At 42.8% G+C, this 21,267-nt stretch carries 10 protein-coding genes; 2 read left to right on the top strand and 8 right to left on the bottom strand.

The features are described from left to right. Positions 1-20 precede the first annotated feature (20 nt). On the bottom strand, positions 21-1,832 hold the full coding sequence (locus HC965_RS10395) for a RagB/SusD family nutrient uptake outer membrane protein (RefSeq protein ID WP_191031440.1): 1,812 nt from the start codon (positions 1,830-1,832) through the stop codon (positions 21-23). A 26-nt stretch (positions 1,833-1,858) separates the two neighbouring features. Next, entirely contained in the window at positions 1,859-5,107 is a 3,249-nt protein-coding gene (locus HC965_RS10390) for a TonB-dependent receptor (protein ID WP_191031439.1), read from the bottom strand. A 254-nt stretch (positions 5,108-5,361) separates the two neighbouring features. Between HC965_RS10390 and HC965_RS10385 the strand changes: the two genes are divergently transcribed. Then, positions 5,362-9,369 carry a hybrid sensor histidine kinase/response regulator transcription factor gene (locus tag HC965_RS10385; RefSeq protein ID WP_223854816.1) on the top strand — a complete coding sequence of 1,336 codons (4,008 nt, stop codon included), beginning with the start codon at positions 5,362-5,364 and terminating at the stop codon, positions 9,367-9,369. 101 nt (positions 9,370-9,470) lie between these two features. Here HC965_RS10385 and HC965_RS10380 read toward each other — a convergent pair whose 3' ends face one another. Continuing rightward, positions 9,471-9,965, bottom strand: coding sequence for a hypothetical protein (locus HC965_RS10380; RefSeq protein ID WP_191031438.1), 495 nt, complete (start codon positions 9,963-9,965; stop codon positions 9,471-9,473). A 10-nt stretch (positions 9,966-9,975) separates the two neighbouring features. Here HC965_RS10380 and HC965_RS10375 point away from each other — a divergent pair, with 10 nt between their 5' ends. Then, positions 9,976-10,119, top strand: coding sequence for a hypothetical protein (locus tag HC965_RS10375; protein ID WP_223854814.1), 144 nt, complete (start codon positions 9,976-9,978; stop codon positions 10,117-10,119). 1,089 nt (positions 10,120-11,208) lie between these two features. Here the strand turns inward: HC965_RS10375 and HC965_RS10370 are convergent. The 5 genes from HC965_RS10370 to HC965_RS10350 all read right to left on the bottom strand — a co-directional run bounded on the left by HC965_RS10370 (position 11,209) and on the right by HC965_RS10350 (position 21,267). Continuing rightward, positions 11,209-12,339, bottom strand: a complete 1,131-nt coding sequence (locus HC965_RS10370) for an ATP-binding protein (RefSeq protein WP_191031437.1) — start codon at positions 12,337-12,339, stop codon at positions 11,209-11,211. A gap of 189 nt (positions 12,340-12,528) precedes the next feature. Then, positions 12,529-14,982: a glycoside hydrolase family 3 protein gene (locus tag HC965_RS10365; protein WP_191031436.1), complete on the bottom strand. Its 2,454-nt coding sequence runs from the start codon at positions 14,980-14,982 to the stop codon at positions 12,529-12,531. A 115-nt stretch (positions 14,983-15,097) separates the two neighbouring features. Continuing rightward, positions 15,098-17,305 (bottom strand): glycoside hydrolase family 3 N-terminal domain-containing protein, encoded by a 2,208-nt coding sequence (locus tag HC965_RS10360; protein WP_191031435.1) that lies wholly within the window; start codon positions 17,303-17,305, stop codon positions 15,098-15,100. Between the two features lie 74 nt (positions 17,306-17,379). Further along, positions 17,380-19,449, bottom strand: coding sequence for a DUF4886 domain-containing protein (locus HC965_RS26855; protein WP_191031518.1), 2,070 nt, complete (start codon positions 19,447-19,449; stop codon positions 17,380-17,382). Between the two features lie 21 nt (positions 19,450-19,470). After that, the gene (locus tag HC965_RS10350; RefSeq protein WP_191031434.1) at positions 19,471-21,267 is read right to left on the bottom strand and encodes a glycoside hydrolase family 2 protein; all 1,797 of its coding nucleotides are present in this window, start codon (positions 21,265-21,267) and stop codon (positions 19,471-19,473) included.

Here is a 21,267-nt window from a genome sequence, read left to right as displayed (position 1 = left end):
TCTAGAATAGGGAAGGTACTTTAACTCCAACCCGGATTATTGCTGTCAATCGCTTCATTAGTAGAGACCTCATCAGAAGGCAATGGGAAAAGCAAATGACGCTGTTCACGATGTTTATTCACACCGGCTTCATCATAGTGAGTTTGAGAGCCGTCCTTGTTGATTCCACCAATAGAGTTCATCACTTCCACATAGATTCCCCAACGAATCAGATCCCATCGCCTGTCTCCTTCCAGCGCAAGTTCTTTGGCACGTTCTTCAAAAATGGCGGAACGCAGGGCTTGTTTGGAAGCAATGGCTCCATCACCGGAACTTGACGCAAGAGTGGCGTTCGAACGGTTACGTACCCTATTCAATGCACTGATAGCCTCGGAAGATACTCCGTTATCCAATTCACATTTCGCTTCTGCGTAAATCAGCACGATGTCAGCCAGACGAAGGAAAGGCCAGTAGGCATCCGATTTTTTCTGTGTGGCGTCTGTAACGTCTGCATATTTGTTAGTAAATGCCAGACACTCGTTCGATACGTTAAAGTAATAGTTACGTCCGTCGTTGTAGGGAGCTTCCGGTTCCGCTACATAATTTCCATTAGCATCATAGCCTGTGGCTTTCAGCACATACTCCGGTGTGTTCGGATAGAAAAAGCCGCTCTTCGGTTTTCCCTCTTCGTCCTGATAGCTTACTATAAAACGATGTTTCACTCCTTGTGTGACACGGTAATCCTGAGAGGTGAACAGAGTATACCAGTGATAACGGTTGCCGATATACAGACCGCTGGCTACTACACCGCGTCCATTGTCGATGCCATTGTACCATTCAAAGATACTGTTTCCATAAAGCTCGTCACCGTTGGCACCTTGCAAGGCAAACAGATGTTCGGTACTTTGCCCCAGTCCGGAGCGCTTCCACAGTTGGTCATAAGGAAGCAAGTCATGGCTGCCGTAGTTGTTGTCCGGAGAAGGGTACACCAGATATCCGGCCCATTTGGCAGCTTTTTCATAGCAATCCCTCCAATCGAAACTTTCGTAACCTTTCACCTGAGTCTTCACAAACTCCCGTCTTACAGGCATGTCCAAAACCTTATCGTCCCCATTGTATGAATAAGACGAGCCGGTCATTACTGTCATTTTCTCACCTGCCGGAAGTGCACCGGAAGCCATGGTTGCATACACTTTAGCGAGTAGTCCGACAGCTGTTCCCGCACATACATGTCCGGTTTGATATCCCGCATCCGTATTCTTATAAAGACGTGGAATGGCTTCCTCTTCCAAAAGACGAACTATTTCAGCATAGACATCGGCTATCGGACGGCGAGGATTGTTGTATCCCGCCCCGTCCGTGACAGCCTTGTTAAACAACGGAATCTCACCGTATGCCTTCACCAGCATAAAATAGGCAAAAGCCTTTTGGAAATACACCTCACCCAGACCGTTAGTCTTTACCTGTTCGTCGGCACCCGTGATTGCATTGATATATTTGATAGCCACATTAGCGCGATTAATCAAGTTATAACAACCTTTCCAAATGGTGTTGGTCACATCATCTCCCTGATAATTGCCGGCACCTGCGTTGCTGAATGCCCAGTCAGGACCGGAAGCATAGTCACAGTCCATATCAAGCACGCGGGGGAAATTCCCCCAACGGAACATATCGTCCGCCCATTTACTGTACACGCCGGTCACCCATTGGCTGACTGCAGCATCATCGTTGCCCACCTCTTCCGGGCCCACAAAAGAATATGGCTTTTCGCTCAAGAAATCCTGGCAAGCGGAGAAAGTTGTCATACCTGCTAAAGAAAGAGATAACAGGATATATATTTTTTTCAGTTTCATGGAGTTACATTTAATTGTTTATCATCTTAAAAATCTACTTTTATACCCAATGAGAATGTGCGGCTGCTGGGATAGGAATACACATCAACACCACGCCGGGAGGCATCCGAACCGAAAGCATTCACTTCGGGGTCGAACCAGCTATAGCCGGTAATGGTGAAGAGATTGGTTGCGCTGGCATACACATTGACATTGCTGATACCCTTGAAATTAGGTTTCCAGACATATCCGATATTCAGGCTTTTCAACTTCAAGTAAGAGCCGTCTTCCACATAACGATTAGAGATGAGCATATTACGCTCGTAACCCGAAACCGCTTTCGGCCATTTTGCCTGGGCGGCATTGGTTTCTGTCCAGCGGGTATTATAGGCTTCACGGGTGATATTACCCACATTCCCCATCTTCATATCCATCAGGTTGCCATTGAAAATGTCGTTTCCCTGACTTCCTTGCAGGAAAAAGCTCAATGTAACACCTTTCCACTCGAAGTTGCTGGTAAGGCCATAGACAAAATCAGGATTCGTGTCTCCGATAATCACACGATCGGCCGAAGTAATATCGGGATTATCATCAAAGTTCCTGTATTTTATTTCACCAATCATACCGGCGCCTTTTGCGCGGATATCTGCACTGGGCGAAGCCATCACCTCTGCCAGATTATCATAGAATCCATCTTCTACATAACCATATATAGCGCCGATAGGACAACCATTGCGCTGTATGAACACCTCATCAGCCGAACTCCATAATTTCTGCGCAAACTGGTCAGCTTTCAGTCCGCCGATCCTGTTGCGGTTGAATGAGATATTCGCATCGATATTCCATTTCAGCGGTGTATTCTGCAACACATAGAACTTACCGGTCAGCTCAAGCCCTTCATTAGTGATGTGTCCGCTATTGACCATCATGCTACCAAAACCGGTACTTGAAGGGATTTTCACATCCTGAAGCAAATCGCGTGTTTTCTTATGATAATAATCCACCGTCAGGTTAATGCGGTTATCCAAGAATCCCATATCGATTCCCACATTATACTGGGCAGTCGTCTCCCAGCGCAAGTCGTCGGACACCGGGCCTCTCCAGTCCACTTCGGCAAAACCGCTGTTGATAGCCCCGCCAAAAGGATAGTTTGCCATATTAAGCATCGGCAGCGTACGATAACTTCCGATACCCTGATTACCCGTTTCACCATAGCTCAGGCGCAACTTCAAGTTACTGAATATCCCCAAGTCTTTGATAAACTTCTCTTCCGATATACGCCATGCGATAGCTCCGGAAAGGAAACTAGCCCACTTGTTTTTATCGGTAAACTTACTCGAACCATCAGCACGACAGGAAGCGGTAAAGATATATTTGTCCATAAGAGTGTAATTGACACGTGCCAGGAATGAAGCTAAAGCTGCATCTCCCCTGTCAGACCTCAATTTGCCCGGATTGGCTCCTAAACTCATATCGAAGTCCTGAGTGATGTCGTTGGGAAATCCCGTGGCCGACATCGCTTTGCTTCCCCAACTGTTTTTTTCTGCCGTAAAACCTGCCACCGCATTAATGCCATGGATACCGAATGTTTTATCAAACGTCAGCAATGATTCAGTGGTAATTCCCAACCACCAGTTGCTTGACTGTTCGGCCTTGCCATTGATATTAGTAGTGGACGAACCTTCCTGCGTTTCGCGACCATAGTACATGCCACGGTCATTGTTGGTGTAACTGATACCCAAATTCTGTCTGAACTTCAGAAAAGGCAGCAGTTTAACCTCCATATAGCTTGAATTGAACACGTTTATGCTGCGCAAATTATCCTTAGTGTTGGTAATATAAGCCAATGGATTGGAGGCAAGCCAGCTCAATTCACCAGTTTCCGCCTTATTCTTCTGCGGGTCATACGTTGAGGGAAACACCAATGCAGAACGGATAACACCACAATCAGAAGAGTTGGTCTTCGAGAAATCCGTATCAGTATGTGTGAAACTGGTATTCATGCCCATTTCCAACCATTTGGTTACATACCTGCCTATATTGGAACGCAATGAATAACGGGTAAAACCGGAATTCTTGATGATACCGTCCTGTGTGAGGAAATTACCGGAGAATGAGTGCCAACCCTTGTCCGAGCCGCCCGATACACTGATATTATATTCCTGCGAAAAGCCGTTCTGATAAATCAAATCCTGCCAGTCGGCCACGCCTACATAGGAAATGTTACCATATTCATCCACATAATCACCCGGTCGGAGGAAATCTTCCGGTGCCGGCAGGTATTTGCCTGCAGAAGTATCGTTTCCGCCCCCCGGCAAAGCCGGATATTCCCAAGCTCCGGGATACGGCAGCTTGCCATAAGGCTTATTACTATATTTATAATCATTGAGCACTTGCTCGTTTTGATAATTGGCATAAGTGAATGCGTCGAGCACATCCATACGTTTCGCTATCTTTGAGAATGTAAAGTTGGCACTGAATTCCACCTTTTCATTTCCCTTCTCACCCCGTTTGGTAGTTATGATAACAACTCCGTTCGCACCACGGGAACCATATATGGCAGTCGCGGAAGCATCTTTCAAGACATCAATGCTCTGAATGTCGTGCGGATTGATAAATGCCAATGGGTTTGATTTATTCTGACTGTTATTCGTATCGCTTGCAGGAGTATCTCCCGTATCAAACGGTACGCCGTCTACAATATAAAGAGGTTGTGAGTTGGTAGAGAAAGAGTTCGTACCGCGAATCTGAATACTGATGCCGCCGCCCGGAGCGCCGTCACTTTGATTTACCTGTACACCGGCAATCTTGCCCGCCAACCCCTTACTCAAATCAGTAGGATTGCCTTTCATCAGATCGTCACTTTTTATCTGCGAAACGGCGCCACTCAAATCACGCTTCTTCATTGTACCGTAACCCACTACGACAACCTCGTCCAGTAGTTCCGTGTCATCCTTGAGAATAACAGTCACCCGGGTCTGTCCATTCTTTAAGGATACTTCCTGCTGCTTATAGCCAATAAAGCTGACCTGCAAAACCGCCCCTTGCGAAACGGTTAATGTAAAATCACCGTTCAAATCAGTGATAGTTCCGTTTGTCGTACCTTTCTGTACTACATTTGCACCAATCACCGGTTCTCCCGAGGCATCTGTCACCCGTCCTTTTATTTTAACGGATTGCTGTTGTATCATTTCTGCCGTGTCGGCAGACGCATTAGCGGAAAGAGGAATACCACTAACCAGAGAGGCCAGGCAGAGCCCTGTGATAAATACTGTTTTTCTGGATCTTAGATTCATAATATAAATATTTGATAGGTTTTTATTCTGTCGATTTAAGGACTTCCTTTTGACTGTGGCAAATGTACGAATAAAATAGTACCACCTGTTTCTCATTTGATTTTCAAACTATCCGGTTTGTATCCCGACCGGAGAATAATCGATTTGGGATAGAAAAAGATACAAAAGACACATACCTTCCCTTAAAATGATACATTCGGGATAAAGGATTTATGAACGGAATTCTTAACTTAGCAACGTGAAAAGATACAGTTATGAAAAGACACTTACAAATTCCTTTGTTTCTTCTTATCTCCTTGCTGAATAGCCTGGCATCATACGCTTCAAACGAAATGAGTTTTCACCAGTTGGGAGTAAAAACAGGTATGTCCGACAATTATATTCAGGCGATAGAACGAGATAAATATGGGTTCATGTGGTTTGCCACCCGCGACGGACTGAACCGCTATGACGGTTATCATTTCAAAACTTATACCACCCTCCGGCAGGGAGCATACAACAATAGCGTAGAATGGGTAGCAGAAGATGCAGCCGGCAATATATGGATAAAAACTCCGGTTAACTATTGTTTTTATGACCGTGAAATGGACGAACTGGACAACAGGACGGACCTTCTTCTACACAAGATAGGTATCTTTGAAAGCCCCAGGCAATTATTCGTAGATGACGACAAGAACCTGTGGTGCGTTGCAGACAACACATTGTATTACTACATATTCTCCGACGAAACGTTGTACAAACAGTCACTTCCGGGCAGCGTAAACATTGCCGACATGGCTTGCCGCAACAAGAAATGTTATATTCTCATGGCCGATGGAAATGTGATTAACATAGACTGGATGCATAAATCCATAACAAAACTGTTTCATACGGAAATACATACCACTTATGTGCCTCACATTTATCTGGACTTTTCTTCCCGGCTTTGGATATACGCCCCGCACAGCGCGGATGTTAAATGTTATTCTCTGACGGAAAACAGCTGGATTGACTTTGCCGCCCGAACGGAACTCAGTAGAGAACGAACCATGATTACCACTATAACCGACGATGGCAAAGGGAATATCTGGATGGGTACCGATGGCAGAGGAATATTCATATGTCCGTATGATAAAGAAAAGGGCAAGGTGACACGGCTATTCAAGGATGTCGACAAATTATATTCCCTACCAGACAATCACGTGACTTATATCTATAAGGACAACCGCGACGTGATATGGATAGGAACCGGCAAACAGGGCGTAGCTTATTCAGGATTGAACAATCTAATATTCGAAAACCATTATTGTCCCCAACTGGAAGATGTCAGTTGTTTCTACGAAGAGCGAGAGGGCAAACTATGGTTGGGATTTGACGGTGAAGGCATAGCCAGTTACGACAAGGATAAAAACACCTATACTTATTATAAATCAAAGAATAAAGAGATTCCTTCCGACTTGATTGTTTGTTCCTTCCATGACAACAAAGGCAGAGTGTGGTGGGGAAGTTTCGGTGGTGGAGCGTTTTATTATCAAAACGGTCAGTTCACCCCACTCAAAGCACCGGAAAATAATCCGGTGGAATTGCCTCAGTACATACGTCGTATTACACAAGATAATGCCGGTAACTTATGGTTTGCCACTTACTCGCAAGGACTCTATTGCCTGGAACCTTCCGGAACGCTTAAAGACTACACCATGAGTAATTCGACTTTACTGACCAATTACATTGCCGACCTGGCATATGTTGAAGGTTATTCTCTCTATGTGGCTACCAGTTCGGGAGTGTACCACATGAATACTTCCACCCGGGAAATGACGATATTGGAACAAACAGCCGATGGTGAAGAAGTGATACAAGATAAATTTGCCAATTGCATCTATCAAGATTCACGCGATCTGCTATGGATAGGCGGACGAAAAGGGGTCAACGTGTATAGCCCGAAGCAAAATAAACTAATCAATTTGAATACCTCAAACGGTGTTTCCCATTCATATATACGTGCCATTATCGAAGATGCATCTCACAATATGTGGCTCACTACAGACCATGGCATCACTCACGTGGAAGTAGTGAAATCCGATGATGCCGATATGCCCGATTTCCGTTGCCACCCTTATTATGAAGAAGATGGAATCGGTAACCTTACCTTCAATAATTTTTCAATCTTCTGCAATCACAGGAATGAAGTAATTGCCGGAGGCGGAGGAGGGTATGTAAAAATCATCGCACGCGGCAATGACTTGTTTTACTTTGACCGCCAAGTGATATTCACTGATTTATATATTGACAATGAGTGTGTCAATGCAAACAGACCTGCACACAACGGACACATCATTCTCACAAAAAACATACAGTTGCTTAACAACCTTAACCTGAACTATTCAGACAATAGTTTCGCTGTGGAAATTTCGGCTATGGACTATGGAAATCTGCACAAGTTGCAATATGAATACAGGCTCAATAAGAACGAAGAATGGACAAAGCTGGAGGGAAACCGGATTTATTTCAATAAACTGGCTCCCGGAACTTATCAACTTCAAGTACGGGTAATGAAGGTTCACGATTATGAAAACGATGCAAGTGCTACACTTTCCATCAATGTGTATCCGCCATTCTGGCTTTCCAACTTAGCTTACAGTATCTATGCATTACTGTTGGTGAGTGCCATATCACTTATCTTTATCCATATGAAACGGAAGCACCGTCGATTATTGCTTCAACAAAAACGGGATATGGAAACGGTACAGCAGCATGAAATTGACGAAGCCAAATTACGATTTTTCACTAACGTAAGCCATGACCTGCGCACTCCTTTGTCTCTTATCATCACTCCCCTTGAGCAAATACTGGCTACTAATACAGCACAAGACATAAAAAAAGAATTGAAGTTGATTCATCGCAATGCATTGGCACTTCTGGACGTTATCAACCAACTGCTTGATTTACGCCGGCTGGACAATGGTAAAGCACAACTCAATCCTTCCCACGGTGATTTGGCAAATTTTATCAAAGAGATATGTGATTCTTTCTATTCGTACGGCGACAAAAAGGATATTACCTTCAGTCTTTCATTGAAAACCGATAGTCTGGAAACAGACTTTGATAAGAATAAAATGCAGCGCATAATGCTTAACCTACTATCGAATGCGTTCAAATACAACGTGAATCACGGAAGCGTGAACGTAGTGCTGAATCGTATCATACAAGATGAGAGAGAGTATGCCTGCATCCAAGTGGCGGATACCGGAATCGGTATACGTGAAGAAAACAAAGCTAAAATATTCGACCGTTTCTATCAAGAAGAACACTCGTCCACTGATTATATCGGCAGTGGCATAGGTATGCATATAGTCAAAGAATATGTTACTCTCCATAATGGTGACATTCAAATTCGCGATAATCATCCCCAAGGTACTATCTTTGAATTTATGTTCCCCATACGACATGAATGTAAGAACATAAATACCACGGCAACGCCAACTGAAAGACTAGACATTCGGGAAGAACCGGAGCAAGCAAAAACGCCAACAGGTTGTTCACTACTTATTGTGGAGGACAACGAAGATTTCCGACAGTTCATTGTTGACTGCCTGAAAGACCGATTCACTGTTTATGAGGCCGAACAAGGTGAAAAGGCAATGGAGATATTAGCCCTACATGATATCAGCCTTGTGATAAGCGATGTCCGTATGCCGATAATGAACGGACTGGAGCTATGCAATAAGATAAAGGGAGACATCCGTTACTCACATATCCCTGTTATTTTACTGACTGCACGAACCGCCCAGGAACATATGCTGGAAGGATTGCGTGAAGGTGCCGATGACTATATCACCAAGCCTTTCAACCTGGATATTCTTCTACTCCGTATCCAAAAGCTGCTAGAATGGAGTAGCCGTAACCATCAACGATTCGGAAAAGTAGAAGTGTCTCCTGCCGAAATTACCATCAGTACTATTGATGAAAGACTTATTGAGCGAGCCATACAAGCAGTGGAAGAGAATATGGACAATACCGATTTCTCTGTCGAAGACCTAAGTACGGCCGTCGGAATGAGTCGTGGTCACTTATACAAAAAACTAATGACGATAACAGGTAAGTCACCCCTTGAATTTATACGTGTCTTGCGCATAAAAAGAGGAAAGCAATTATTGGAACAGAGCCAGGAAAGCATTTCTCAAATCGCTTATCAAGTGGGACTGTCACCCAAACAATTCGCTAAATATTTCAAGGAAGAGTTCGGATGCCTTCCTTCAGAGTTCAACTGTAAAAAGGATTGATTCCCTATAAGAAAGCATACTTTTGTTATAATGAAAAATTAAAGATGGAGAAAGGGAACTGAGTCTCTTTCTCCATCTTTTTTATACTTTGAAACTCATTACTATATCTTTGGATAAGTATCAGGGTTATTGAGCTGATTCATCTCTTTTGCCATTTGTTTAAGCAAACCTTCTACACGGTTGTAATGTAGAGAGTAATTCTTATACATCTGTTTAAGCATAGGACTATCCATAGTTGTTTGAATGAGAAACTGTAAATGTTTTCCCATAGAAATATTCATTTGCATACGCTCTTTTTTACCCAAATTATCCTGTATGGAGTAAGCACCACATAAGGTTTGAATTTCTGCTATGCCTTCATGCCATACATGCATATTGAGACGATTCAGTACTTCCATGTTTTTCCTTAGGTCTTTCAGTAGAATGTTCAGCATTTCAAATTCAGTGCGATTTGCAGAGCAGGCATCCGGATTCAGGAAGTGAGCGAATTTGAGATAGAAGTCTTTTAATTCTTCAACAGGAACATAAAATACTTTTTGGGGAGCTGTTACCATACCTCCCACCGTTGGTTGAACGGTTACTTGGGTTGTTTCCATAATAATGATTATGAGTAATGTGGCAGGCGAAGATTTTCTGAATAACAAGAGCGGTTTCGCCTTTCCCGTTACTCTTCACCAACCAGGCAGTGGGTGCATTAACACTCCACACGGGGGTACGAAACCGCCTTATGGAGTATCTGGACAGGCATAAAAATGCCCGCCACAAAAAAGAGGCAGGTTTCCTGCCTGGTTGTAAGAAGAGTACTACAAAGGTACAATAAATTTCTTCTTTGCCAAGAATTAAACAAAAAAACAAACTGACAGAGGAGAAGAATTATAATGCTTATATATTTGCTTCGTCGCTTCGCTCGTCTGAGTAATTAATTAAATCGTTTGATTCATAGCGGTACCGATTTGAATCAAACGAACATCAGGAATGATTGGTTATCGAGAGGATATATAGTTCCAACGTGCAGATCATATAGACCCAATGTACAGCGTATATAGATTCAATGTACAAGGCATATATAGCTTGTGTCTTGGATGTTAATAGCTGATGTATCAAGTATTAACACCTGACGCATCAACTATTAATACCTGACATCTCAACTATTAACAGTTGATGGGCAGTTTATAGCATTTCTTTTTAACTCAATGATACTCAGATTATTAGCTAAATCATAACTTATTTATGCATTTCTTCTATAGAGTTTAAAAACGAGAAAGTATCTTACACCTTACACTATATGCAACTATTATATTGATATACAATTGATTACTACTGTGCAAGATATGGTTGCAGATGCGTGCAAGATACATCTATCTTGCACTAACTTTTTCATCATTGCTTGCTGTTTTATTTCCTGTTAACAGCAGGTTAAATTAGTTTCATGCGCTTGAAACAAAGTGTTTAGTACCGGGAAACAAAGTGTTCAAAGGCGCGAAACAAAGTGTTTCAAGGCACTAAACACTTTGTTTTCCCGCATGAACAAGTCATTCATACGTGGTATTATTAATTACTCAGTGTACTTCTATGGATATGACACGATTCTTACAGATAAGACATAGTGCAAGATAGATGTATCTTACACACATCTGCAACTGTATCTTGCACTATGGTAAATCACTATATATCAACGACATATACTCAACAAGTGTAAGGTGCAAGATACTTTCCCATTTTCAACTTTATTGTAAGCTATCTAAGTTAGTTATTATTTGGTTCATTCCCGTGCCGTTTTAAACAAAAATCATACTATTCTATTGGTAAATAAATTAGCATTTGTACATGAAAAGGGCATCAGATAACTGTATCTTTCAGCCATTTCCCAAAAAAACGATCGTAGACAATGTAGCCATCGGGAGTATTATATATCAGTTCTTTATTTAGTAGAGATTTCAATGCAACATTTACACTGCTGGGTGTTTTCAAATGATGCCTTTTGATAAAGTCGCCAGCATTGATACTTTTTACGCAACCTTCTGTTGCAATGGCTTTTAGTAGTTCCACCTGGTTGTTGGTCAGTAGCGTCAGGTTGCTTTGATATACGGTTTCCTGCTCATCCAGAATGTCATTTATGCAGCTATCTACCAGTTGGTTGTCAATAGGATTGATTCTTTTCTCATACAATCGGTTGAGTATACTTTGAATGTACCAGGTATGTCCGCTCTCAAGTTGGTAGAGGTAAGAGAATGTCTCCAACGGTAACTCTCTTTTTTCCTTAGCAAAGAATGAATGTGCGAATGAATAATAATTTTGCAGTGGAATTTCTTTTAATACAATGAGTTGGGTACTTTGATAAAAAGGCCGTTTGGCAGAGGTGAACATTTCTTCCATCACATGCTTTTTACTTCCTGAAAATATAAAGTGGACATTAGGCATGAACTGGATATGAGAACGGAGTAATGCTTCTACACCTTTTTCCGGATACTCTGTAATTTGTTGAAATTCGTCGATAGCAAGGTAGCAATGTTTTTTCGAAGCTACCATATAGTCGAGTATTTCTTTCAAGGTTTGTTCGGCATGGGCGGGTGCAAAGTCCAACGACACGATAGGCATACCACTTCTTTCATCGGCACTAATGATGGGACGACATGACTTGAAGAAAGCGGTCATTTGCCGGAGTATGTTTTGGGACAGAGTGTCCAGTTCTCCAAGAACATTTTGGGCAAGTAGCTGTATGAACGCTCTTAAATCACGTGTAGAGTAGATGTCCATATAGAAATAGGCGGCATTCGGATTCTCTTCCCGCTTCATCCGGTAGAATACATTTTTGATAAGTCCTGTCTTTCCCATGCGTCGGGGAGATATTAAAGTCAGATTGCGTTCATTTAGCAAAGCTGAAATCATTTTATCTGTTTCTTTCTCCCGGTCACAAAAGTATTCAGGGCTATTGTAACCATACACAAGGAATGGATTATAGGGCTTCATGGCTTATTACATATTTTACGTTACACATTTTATGTAATACAAAGAACGTAATAATTTCGGGATATTCAATAAAAAGACTCATAAAATTATCGACCCCACAGAACCGGATAGCATAGAGTTCGCTCCGCATTTCTATGGGGTCGATTAAGTCTTAATGATTCAGTTATTTGCTAGCTGACCATTCAGTAGTTATAATTCAACCGTAGCTTTTAAAGGTAATTGGTTGGAAGCCGGACCGATGAGAATCTCAAATTTCCCCTTCTCTACTACAAAGCGATGTTGATTCATATCGTAATAAGAGAATGCGTCTTCATTCAGCACAACGGAGAGACGTTGGGTTTCTCCTTTCTTCAAGAATACCTTCTCATAACCTTTCAACTCTTTCAGAGGACGGGGAACGGAAGACTCTACATCATGCACATATACCTGGGCTACTTCCGAAGCGTCCATCCTGCCTGTATTCTTGACATCAAAGCTAACTTTCACCTGATGCTCACCAATTTTCTCCGCAGACACATTGCTATAAGCGAAAGTGGAATAAGACAAACCATAGCCAAAGGGATAAAAAGGTTCTTTTCCTGAACGGTCATAACCCCGATAACCAACGAATACACCTTCTGAATAGTCTACACGTTTGATTTCCGCTTTCAGGTTCTCATAATAGCTGTCATGTACCGGATTATCTTCCCATTTCTTTTCAATAGAAATAGGTAACTTGCCGCTCGGGGAAATCTTACCGGTAAGGATTTCAGCAATAGCCTGTCCACCTTCCTGTCCGGGATACCAAGCCATCAAAATGGCTTTTGCCGCATCAAACCAGGGAGTAAAGTCCACTCCACCACCGGCATTCAACACCACAACCAGGTTAGGATGCATGGAAGCAATCTTCTTTATAAACTGTTCCTGATAATGTAACAGACCAAACGGACGGTCGAAGCCTTCTCCTTCCGTATTACTGTTGAAGCCTGTGCAGAATACCACATTGTCAACCTTTGCCAATCCCTGACGCAGCTTATCTTCATTCAGTCTGAAAGCATTGAAGCGGATAATTGCCGAGGATATATTATCGAAAAATTCTATACGGAAGCGATATTCCTTACCTGCTTCAACAGGGAGTTCAACTTCACGGCTCGAGTAAGAGTGATTACCCCAGTCACCTGTGATATGCTTGTCATTCACAAAAAGGCGGTAACCGTCATCACCGCCAATGTGGAGTTTCAATTGGCCGTCCGATTGGGAGATGTAGCTGGCTGCCCAACGGATAGAGAAGCCGTCTTCCGGGAAACCATCCAGTGGGGCGCCATATTGCCAGTCATAATCTATAGAAGGCTCTACACGGGTCACTTCCGGCGCGCCGGAAAGTGTCTTGTTCTTAAAGTATTCGGCTTTGAAGCCTTTCGTCTGACGGGTGGCGTCGGTATAGAATTCATGGACGATATTTTCATAAATCACATCGTCAGTCAGCATGACAAGGTTCTTCTTTTTCAGTTCCTTCAGTCCCTGACTGACGGATACTGTAGAGAACGGAGTAACGAAACCACTACCCCCACCCGTAGGGATACGGTCTGCGTTAGGGCCCATTACGGCGGTCTTTCCTTTCAACGGGAGAAGATTTTCTTCATTCTTCAGCAGGACTACGCCTTCGCGGGCAAGTTCTAAAGCGGTTTGGCGGGAGAAAGGATTATCCTCAGCGATGCTGCTGTCTTTCTGTTCCTTATCAAGCATGCCGTAAGCAATCAGTGTTTGCAGGATATGCTGTACTTTAAGGTTGATGGTTTCTTCTGTCACCGTACCCGTCTTGATAGCGGGGATAAGATTGTCGGCATTCATGAAACGCCCTTTCGGCATTTCAAGGTCAAGTCCGGCGTTAGCCGCGCCGACGGCGGAATATACGGAAGTCCAGTCAGACATAAGGATGCCTTTGAAACCCCAGAGATTACGCAAGATGTCAATATTAAGCCATTTATGTTCAGTAGCATGGACACCGTTCAGTAGATTGTAGCTGTTCATTACGGCGCTTACATTGGCTTCCTGCACGGCTTTTCGGAAGGCGGGGAAATAGATTTCATGTAACGTGCGCTCGTCTATATCAGAGCTGGCGTGGTGACGGCTCCATTCCTGATTATTGGCGGCGAAGTGCTTGATTGTGGCAATCACGCCTTCCGATTGTACGCCCAGGATATATTGTTTGGCTGTTTCACCTGTTAGATAAGGGTCTTCACCAAAGTACTCAAAGTTACGTCCACACAGGGGGGCACGGTAGATGTTCACGCCGGGGCCCAGCAGGATACTTACTCCACGGGCTTTGGCATCCTGTCCCAAGCCTTGACCTAATTTGTAAAGCAAGTCACGATTCCAGGTAGAGGCGGAAAGGATACCCGACGGATAAAGGGTGCTTTTAGGGGCATGGTTACGGATTCCCTGAGGACCGTCAGCCAGTCGTATTTCAGGTATACCCAAACGGGGGATAGCACGAAGGGAAAAGCTCGTATATCCGGAGATATAATCTATTTTCTCTGGCAAAGTCATTTTGGATACAATTTCCTTTGCGCGTTGTTCAGCCTGGGGAGTGATTGTCTGTGCACAGGTCAGGATGCTGCATGCAAGCATGCATAGGCTTATGATACCTATTTTCTTTTTCATGGTGGTTATGTGTTAATATAGAATGTGTCAAAAGCCAATCTGATTATCAACTTTGGTTATTAGCTTTTGACACACTTTCGTTCTTTATATCTTTAATCTGTCAGTTCTACTTTCTTTAGTCTGTCAGTTCCACTTTGACCGTTTGTCCTTGCACCAGAATATGATATTCTCCTGCTTCGAGGAAACGTTTGCCGTCATCATTGACAAAGCCGAAATCACGTTCAAGATCTATGTCGAAACGGAATGTTTTCGTTTCTCCGGCTTTGATGAGTTGTTTCTCGAAGTGCTTCAATTCTTTGACAGGACGCGTGATTGAGCAATACGGGTCGGAGATAAACCAGTGGACTGTTTCTGCTCCGTCACGGTCACCGATATTGGTGACGGTGACTTCTGCTGATAGTTTCTCACCGCGTTTCACTTTTGTAGCGGAAGGGGTGAGAGTGCCATACTTGAATTCTGTGTAGCTCAAGCCGTGGCCGAAGGGATACAATGGGTCACTGGTGATGTCTTTATAGAATCCCTGGTGTCCGCGGCCGCTTTTACGGCGGTTATAATAGATAGGAATCTGTCCTGTTGAGTAAGGGAAAGTCATGGCGAGTTTACCCGAAGGGTTGATACGTCCTGACAATATGCCCGCCATCGGAAGAGCGCCATTTACGCCCGGTTGCCAGATTTCCAGTATGGCATCAGAAACAGATTCCAGGCGGTTCAGTTCCAATGGACGTCCGTTTACCAATACCAGTACAATAGGTTTATCGGCTTTCTTCAGTTCTTTCGCTAGTTCTTCCTGAATCTGTGGCAGTGCGATGGAAGAGCGGGAAGCGTTCTCACCACTCCAGGTCATCATCTCACCCAGGCAAAGAACTACTACGTCAGACCAGCGCGCAGCTTCCAGTGCTTCAGCAAATCCGTCCGTATTGTCACCTTTCGTAGTACAACCTAATGCGTAGCGAAGTTCGGCTTTTCCGGCAAATTCTGTTGCCAGTCCATCATAAAGCATGGCGACGTCCGTATCTTTTCCATGACCGCACCAAGAACCTAATAAATCCCATCCATTTTTTGCCATAGGGCCTATTACAGCAATCTTCTTTTTATCGGTCAGTGGTAAGGTCTTGTTTTCGTTTTTCAGCAAGACCATGGATTCAGCCGCAAGTCGGGCGGCAATATCCATGCTTTGCGGACGGAAGAAACGTTCTTTCTCACTCGTAGCAGGAGTATAAGGACGCTCGAACAGACCGAGACGAAACTTCACACGTAAAACACGACGAACAGATTCATCGACCTGAGCCATTGATATTTTTCCTTCCTCTATCAGTTCTTTCATGTGACGGTCGTAGGCATGAGACATCATATCCATTTCAAGACCGGCATTGAAAGCATACACTGCAGCTTCTTTTTTGGTCGCTGCCAGTCCCTGATTTTTCAACTGTTCGATAGCTCCCCAATCGGAAACAATAAAGCCATCATGTCCCCAACGTTTCTTTAATATCTCGGTCATGATATAGGGGTTCGCTGAGCCAGGTACACCGCTGATATCATTAAAAGAACTCATCAAAGTTGCCGCACCGGCTTTCACGCCCATTTCATAAGGGAGCAGATAAGTATCCCAAAGAGTCTGTTTGGAGATTTCGGTATAAACATAGTCACGTCCTGCCTCGGATGCTCCGTAGCCTACATAATGTTTCAGACAAGCGGCTATACGGTCTTCCGCAGACATGTCGTCACCTTGGTAACCACGTACTGAAGCTGCAGCAAACACCCCATTTGTATAAGGGTCTTCTCCATATCCCTCAGCAACACGTCCCCAACGAGGATCACGTGCAACATCAATCATTGGCGAGAATGTCCAATCAACTCCTGACATACGGGCTTCTTGTGCAGTAACAGCACACGCCTGTTCTACCAATTCGGGATTCCAGGAACAGGCTTGTCCCAGTGAAATAGGATATACAGTACGAAAACCATGAATAGCATCATAACCAAAAATAATAGGAATACCCAAACGGGACTCTTCCACTGCTTTCTTCTGAACATGGTTACGTAGTATAGGATTTATATCATAATAAATTAATGAACCGATTTCAGCCGGTACTTTCTTAACCTCCTCTCCTATATTATTTACATTATTATTCCGCCCCATGGTATATTGGTTTAATTGCAGAATTTTCTCTTCCAAAGTCATGCGTGACAACAAATCATCGATTCGTCTTTCAATTGGTGCTTTGGCATCTTTATACAAAGGAGCAGTCTTTTTGTCTTTTGCCGAAAGGGTACATGCAATTCCCAATAGACATACACCAAAAGTAAATACTTTCTTTCTCATTGCGTTTTCATCGGTTAGTTATTATTTCATTAATCAAATATAGCTTTTCAAGATAGACATACCGCCTACTACTATTATTTATCTTTTTTCAAATGTTTATCAGCAAACTTCACATACTGCGTCCAGTCATACAGGTTTATATCATGCTGTCCCGAACGGATATGATAGCCAATAGTACCGGATAATACAGGCTGATTGACAATCGGCATTTCTTTTACAGGCAATCCAGGCAGACCAAACAATTCATAAACAGGAGAAGCATATAGTCCAGAAAGAAATTCCCCTTTGGGATCGGCCCAACGATCTTCTTCCGCACTTGCAATATAAACAGGGCGGGGAGCTATCAGAGCAATTAATTCATGTTGGTCGATAGGAAGTTTTTCTTCTTTATCATTATATTGCCAAAAGTTCCGACAGAACCAATGTGTAAACTGACGGTTTACCGCCCGTACTGTTTCCCCTACTTTTCTTCTGGATAACGCTGCGCCACCGCAACCCGAATTATTGGAAATGACCAAAGCAAAACGCGGGTCTATTGCACCGGCCCATAAGGTCGTTTTTCCAAGGCGTGAATGCCCGAGAATAGCCACACGCTTTGCGTCAATATCTTTGTCTGTTTCAAAATAATCCATTGTACAACTCATCCCCCATGCCCAGGCAGCCAAGGTTCCCCATTCATCTTCAGCCGGTCGAGTCTGTCCCTTTTTATAAAATAACGGATGAACTCCATTCCGAAATGCATCATCAAAATCAGGATCAATATCTCCACGATAAAATGTAGCCAAACCGTAGCCATGTTCCATCAACATTTCCACCGGCCACCTAGAAGCTGCATTACCACGCGGAAACATGCGTTTTCTACCATAAGCAGCCAATTTTTCTTCCGATGGTAAAGTTATACCTTCATCCGGATGAATAGCATGATTCCCCTTGAAGTTTATCCCGAAAAATAGAGGAACTGCTCCTTGTCTTTGATTAGGCAGATAGATCAATACTGTTATAAAATATTTTTCGTCTTTTGTAAGATAAATAGCTACTTCCTTACGCGTAGCCAAACCATTCAATGCGTTTTTGTCTTCAGTCAACACGCGAAAGTGTAAATCCTTCGGATGTGCAGGAGCCTTGCCATACATTTGTGTTTCAAAAAGGTGAATCAATTCCGGACGGCGTTTTTTCAGCCATTCTTTTGCAGTAGTCACCTTTTTACCATTACCCAAAGTCAACACATCCGGAAGTGTATAATCAGGAACTTTGCTTTCATCGTAATTAACTCTTGCTGCAGGTGTTTTTAACTCCGTCAGTTCCGTAATCCGATTCGGATGCCGTACAGCTTCATGAGCAGCTTTTTGTGCCACTTCCCGCTGATCATAGTTCATACCTTTCGGATAATATGGATTCCCAATAACATTACGTTCAAATATTTTCTCAAACCATGTACAGGCAGCTGTATAACGTCCGATCTTCAAATCGAGATGATATCCGTCACGATTCATATGATCGCCGATAAATGAAGTACGTGCATTTTGGATAGCTGTCCCCGTAGGAATTATCATTTTTATCTTCGACAGTGTTGATGCCTTTTTCACAGCATCCACAATAGAATGATACATCATCAGTTGATCCCGTCCATAATTCTTAAAGCCTGAGTTTGTCGCATTTGCTGCATATGCCCATGTCTGATGCAGCATCAGTTCCGTTTTATTGGGAAGACGTGCTTTTACATACTTTACAAGCTCCGGTAATGACGCTTCATATGTCTCAAACATTCCAGAAAAAGAACTAGCTTGTTGAAGACTCACATAATCCCAATCTTCGTCTGCCAACGCAATTTCTAACGTCACATTCTTTTGTTCTACCTTCTTACCATCCAAACCTATCTTTCGATAAGCATAAGCCGGATCATTGTTACGAGCATTTTTCACATGACGTTCTAAAGAACATCCACCGATAAACATATCGCCGATGATCACAGGAATACCTTCCGCATCTGCCAAATCATGTAAATATTGTTCTACCGCATCTTGCGAGAAACTATTACCGATAGCCAATATCTTAATAACCTTTTGTTGTGCATACGCTCCACCCGCAAAAAATGAGAGCAATAAAAATAAAGTACCCAACAAAAATTTACACCTCAATCTCATAGATTTCATAACAGTTAGTTGTTAGTAATTTGCACCTTTCTTCCTATAATAAGCCTTCATTATGTACCAAGCCTTTTTACGCATTCCCTGATCAGAAACCAATCCTTTACGATTCCAGCCATCCTGATTTGTCGGATGAAAACGAAAAGGAGAACGGAAATCAAATAATATCCATGGTGACACTCCACGCAAATTGGGTATATTATCAAACATCCTTATATTATCTCTATACAATCGCGCCTGATACTCTTCACTCCAAGAACTTGCCACATTTTCATCACCTGATTGCCCATAAAGAGCTTCTCCACCAAATTCAGAAATAATCAGTGGTTTATCTGTCACAACCTCCCAAATTGCATCTTTGGGCTCAACAGGCCAGGGATGATACCAACCCATATATTTATTAATTGCTACTACATCTAATTGAGATGTGAAAGAGTCCTCCATGACAAAACGTTGTTTCTCATGATTGAAGTGTACCAAATCAAAAGCAGCTACATATAAACGAGTAGTATCTAATTGTTTCCCCACTTCTAACAAGGAAGTAAGAAATTCATTACGTTCCTTAGAAGGTTGTGTTTCATTCGCAACACCCCAATAACCCACTGCACAACGATTCTGGTCACGTTTAATCATCTCAGACAGCATCCTCTGAGCTTTCTGTTTAGTAGTACTGTCTGTAAAGTCTATACCTTGCCAAATAGGAATTTCCTGCCAAAGAATAAATCCCATTTTTTCCGCCAGACGAACTGTATATTCATTTTGTGGATAGTGTGCTAAACGAATCATATTCACTCCCAATTCTTTTGCCTCATTCAGCAACATTGCTGCATCCGCTTCTGAAAAAGCACGCCCCATCCGTTGCGGTATTTCCTCATGGAAAGAAATACTAAACATAAATGTAGGTCTCCCATTCAGATAAATATCTGTTCCTTTTACTACTATATTACGAAAACCGATTTGTTCTTCCGCATAATCGCTACCAGTAGAAAGACCTACAGTATAGAGCTTTGGATTTTCTGGTGACCAGCGTTGCAGTTTCTTCGCATTTAATATAGTTTCTGCCCTTCCTTCTGCATCTGTTATCAACTCAGTATTAATCTTCAGTTCGGGAATAGTAACAATCACCTTCTCACCCGCTTTTTTATCAGAAAGATGCACTTTAGTGATTATTCGGTCCGGAGCATTTTTATCTAATTGGATAAAATAGTCCTGTATAAATGTCTGTGGAGTTTTCACTAACAGTACATCTCTCGTGATACCACCATAGTTCCACCAATCAAATGCCATCGCAGGAATCGCATCTTTAGTACGACGATTATTGACTTCTACTACCAAAAAGTTATCGCCATCTCTCAACAATTCTGTTACTTCCATTTGGAAGGGAGTAAAACCACCCTCATGCTCTGCTATCTCCTTACCATTCAGATAGACCTTGCAACGATAGCTAACAGCACCAAAATAAAGAAACTGACGCTTATTAGCCAAACGCTCAGCTACAAAATGCCGGGCATACCATACTGTTCCTTCATAATATTTCAGTTCCGGTAATTGTGAATTCCAATCCCCCGGTACATTAAGACGTAATCCGCCCTCGAAAGCATACTCAAAGAAATCCGCATTTCCTTTCGGCTGTTGATTCTCATAGATTTTCATCCGTTGTCCCTGATCATATAGATCAATAATAGCGTTCCATTTACCATTCAGTAAACGTATATCACGACCATATATGTTCGTAATCAACTCCTGTGCTGCAACGCTTCCTATGAAAGTGAGTAACAACAATAGGCATATTAGTAGTCTTTTTCTTTTCTCCAT

Source organism: Bacteroides sp. GM023 (assembly GCF_014750685.1).
Lineage (GTDB): Bacteria > Bacteroidota > Bacteroidia > Bacteroidales > Bacteroidaceae > Bacteroides.
The sequence above is the reverse complement of the archived record's forward strand: the minus strand, read 5'-3'. Positions and strand labels throughout refer to the sequence as shown.

Excerpts from the sequence above, each read along its gene's own strand:
- HC965_RS10395 (WP_191031440.1), bottom strand. The coding sequence starts at position 1,832 with ATGAAACTGAAAAAAATATATATCCTGTTATCTCTTTCTTTAGCAGGT.
- HC965_RS10390 (WP_191031439.1), bottom strand. The coding sequence starts at position 5,107 with ATGAATCTAAGATCCAGAAAAACAGTATTTATCACAGGGCTCTGCCTG.
- HC965_RS10385 (WP_223854816.1), top strand. The coding sequence starts at position 5,362 with ATGAAAAGACACTTACAAATTCCTTTGTTTCTTCTTATCTCCTTGCTG.
- HC965_RS10380 (WP_191031438.1), bottom strand. The coding sequence starts at position 9,965 with ATGGAAACAACCCAAGTAACCGTTCAACCAACGGTGGGAGGTATGGTA.
- HC965_RS10375 (WP_223854814.1), top strand. The coding sequence starts at position 9,976 with ATGAGTAATGTGGCAGGCGAAGATTTTCTGAATAACAAGAGCGGTTTC.
- HC965_RS10370 (WP_191031437.1), bottom strand. The coding sequence starts at position 12,339 with ATGAAGCCCTATAATCCATTCCTTGTGTATGGTTACAATAGCCCTGAA.
- HC965_RS10365 (WP_191031436.1), bottom strand. The coding sequence starts at position 14,982 with ATGAAAAAGAAAATAGGTATCATAAGCCTATGCATGCTTGCATGCAGC.
- HC965_RS10360 (WP_191031435.1), bottom strand. The coding sequence starts at position 17,305 with ATGAGAAAGAAAGTATTTACTTTTGGTGTATGTCTATTGGGAATTGCA.
- HC965_RS26855 (WP_191031518.1), bottom strand. The coding sequence starts at position 19,449 with ATGAGATTGAGGTGTAAATTTTTGTTGGGTACTTTATTTTTATTGCTC.
- HC965_RS10350 (WP_191031434.1), bottom strand. The coding sequence starts at position 21,267 with ATGGAGAAAAGAAAAAGACTACTAATATGCCTATTGTTGTTACTCACT.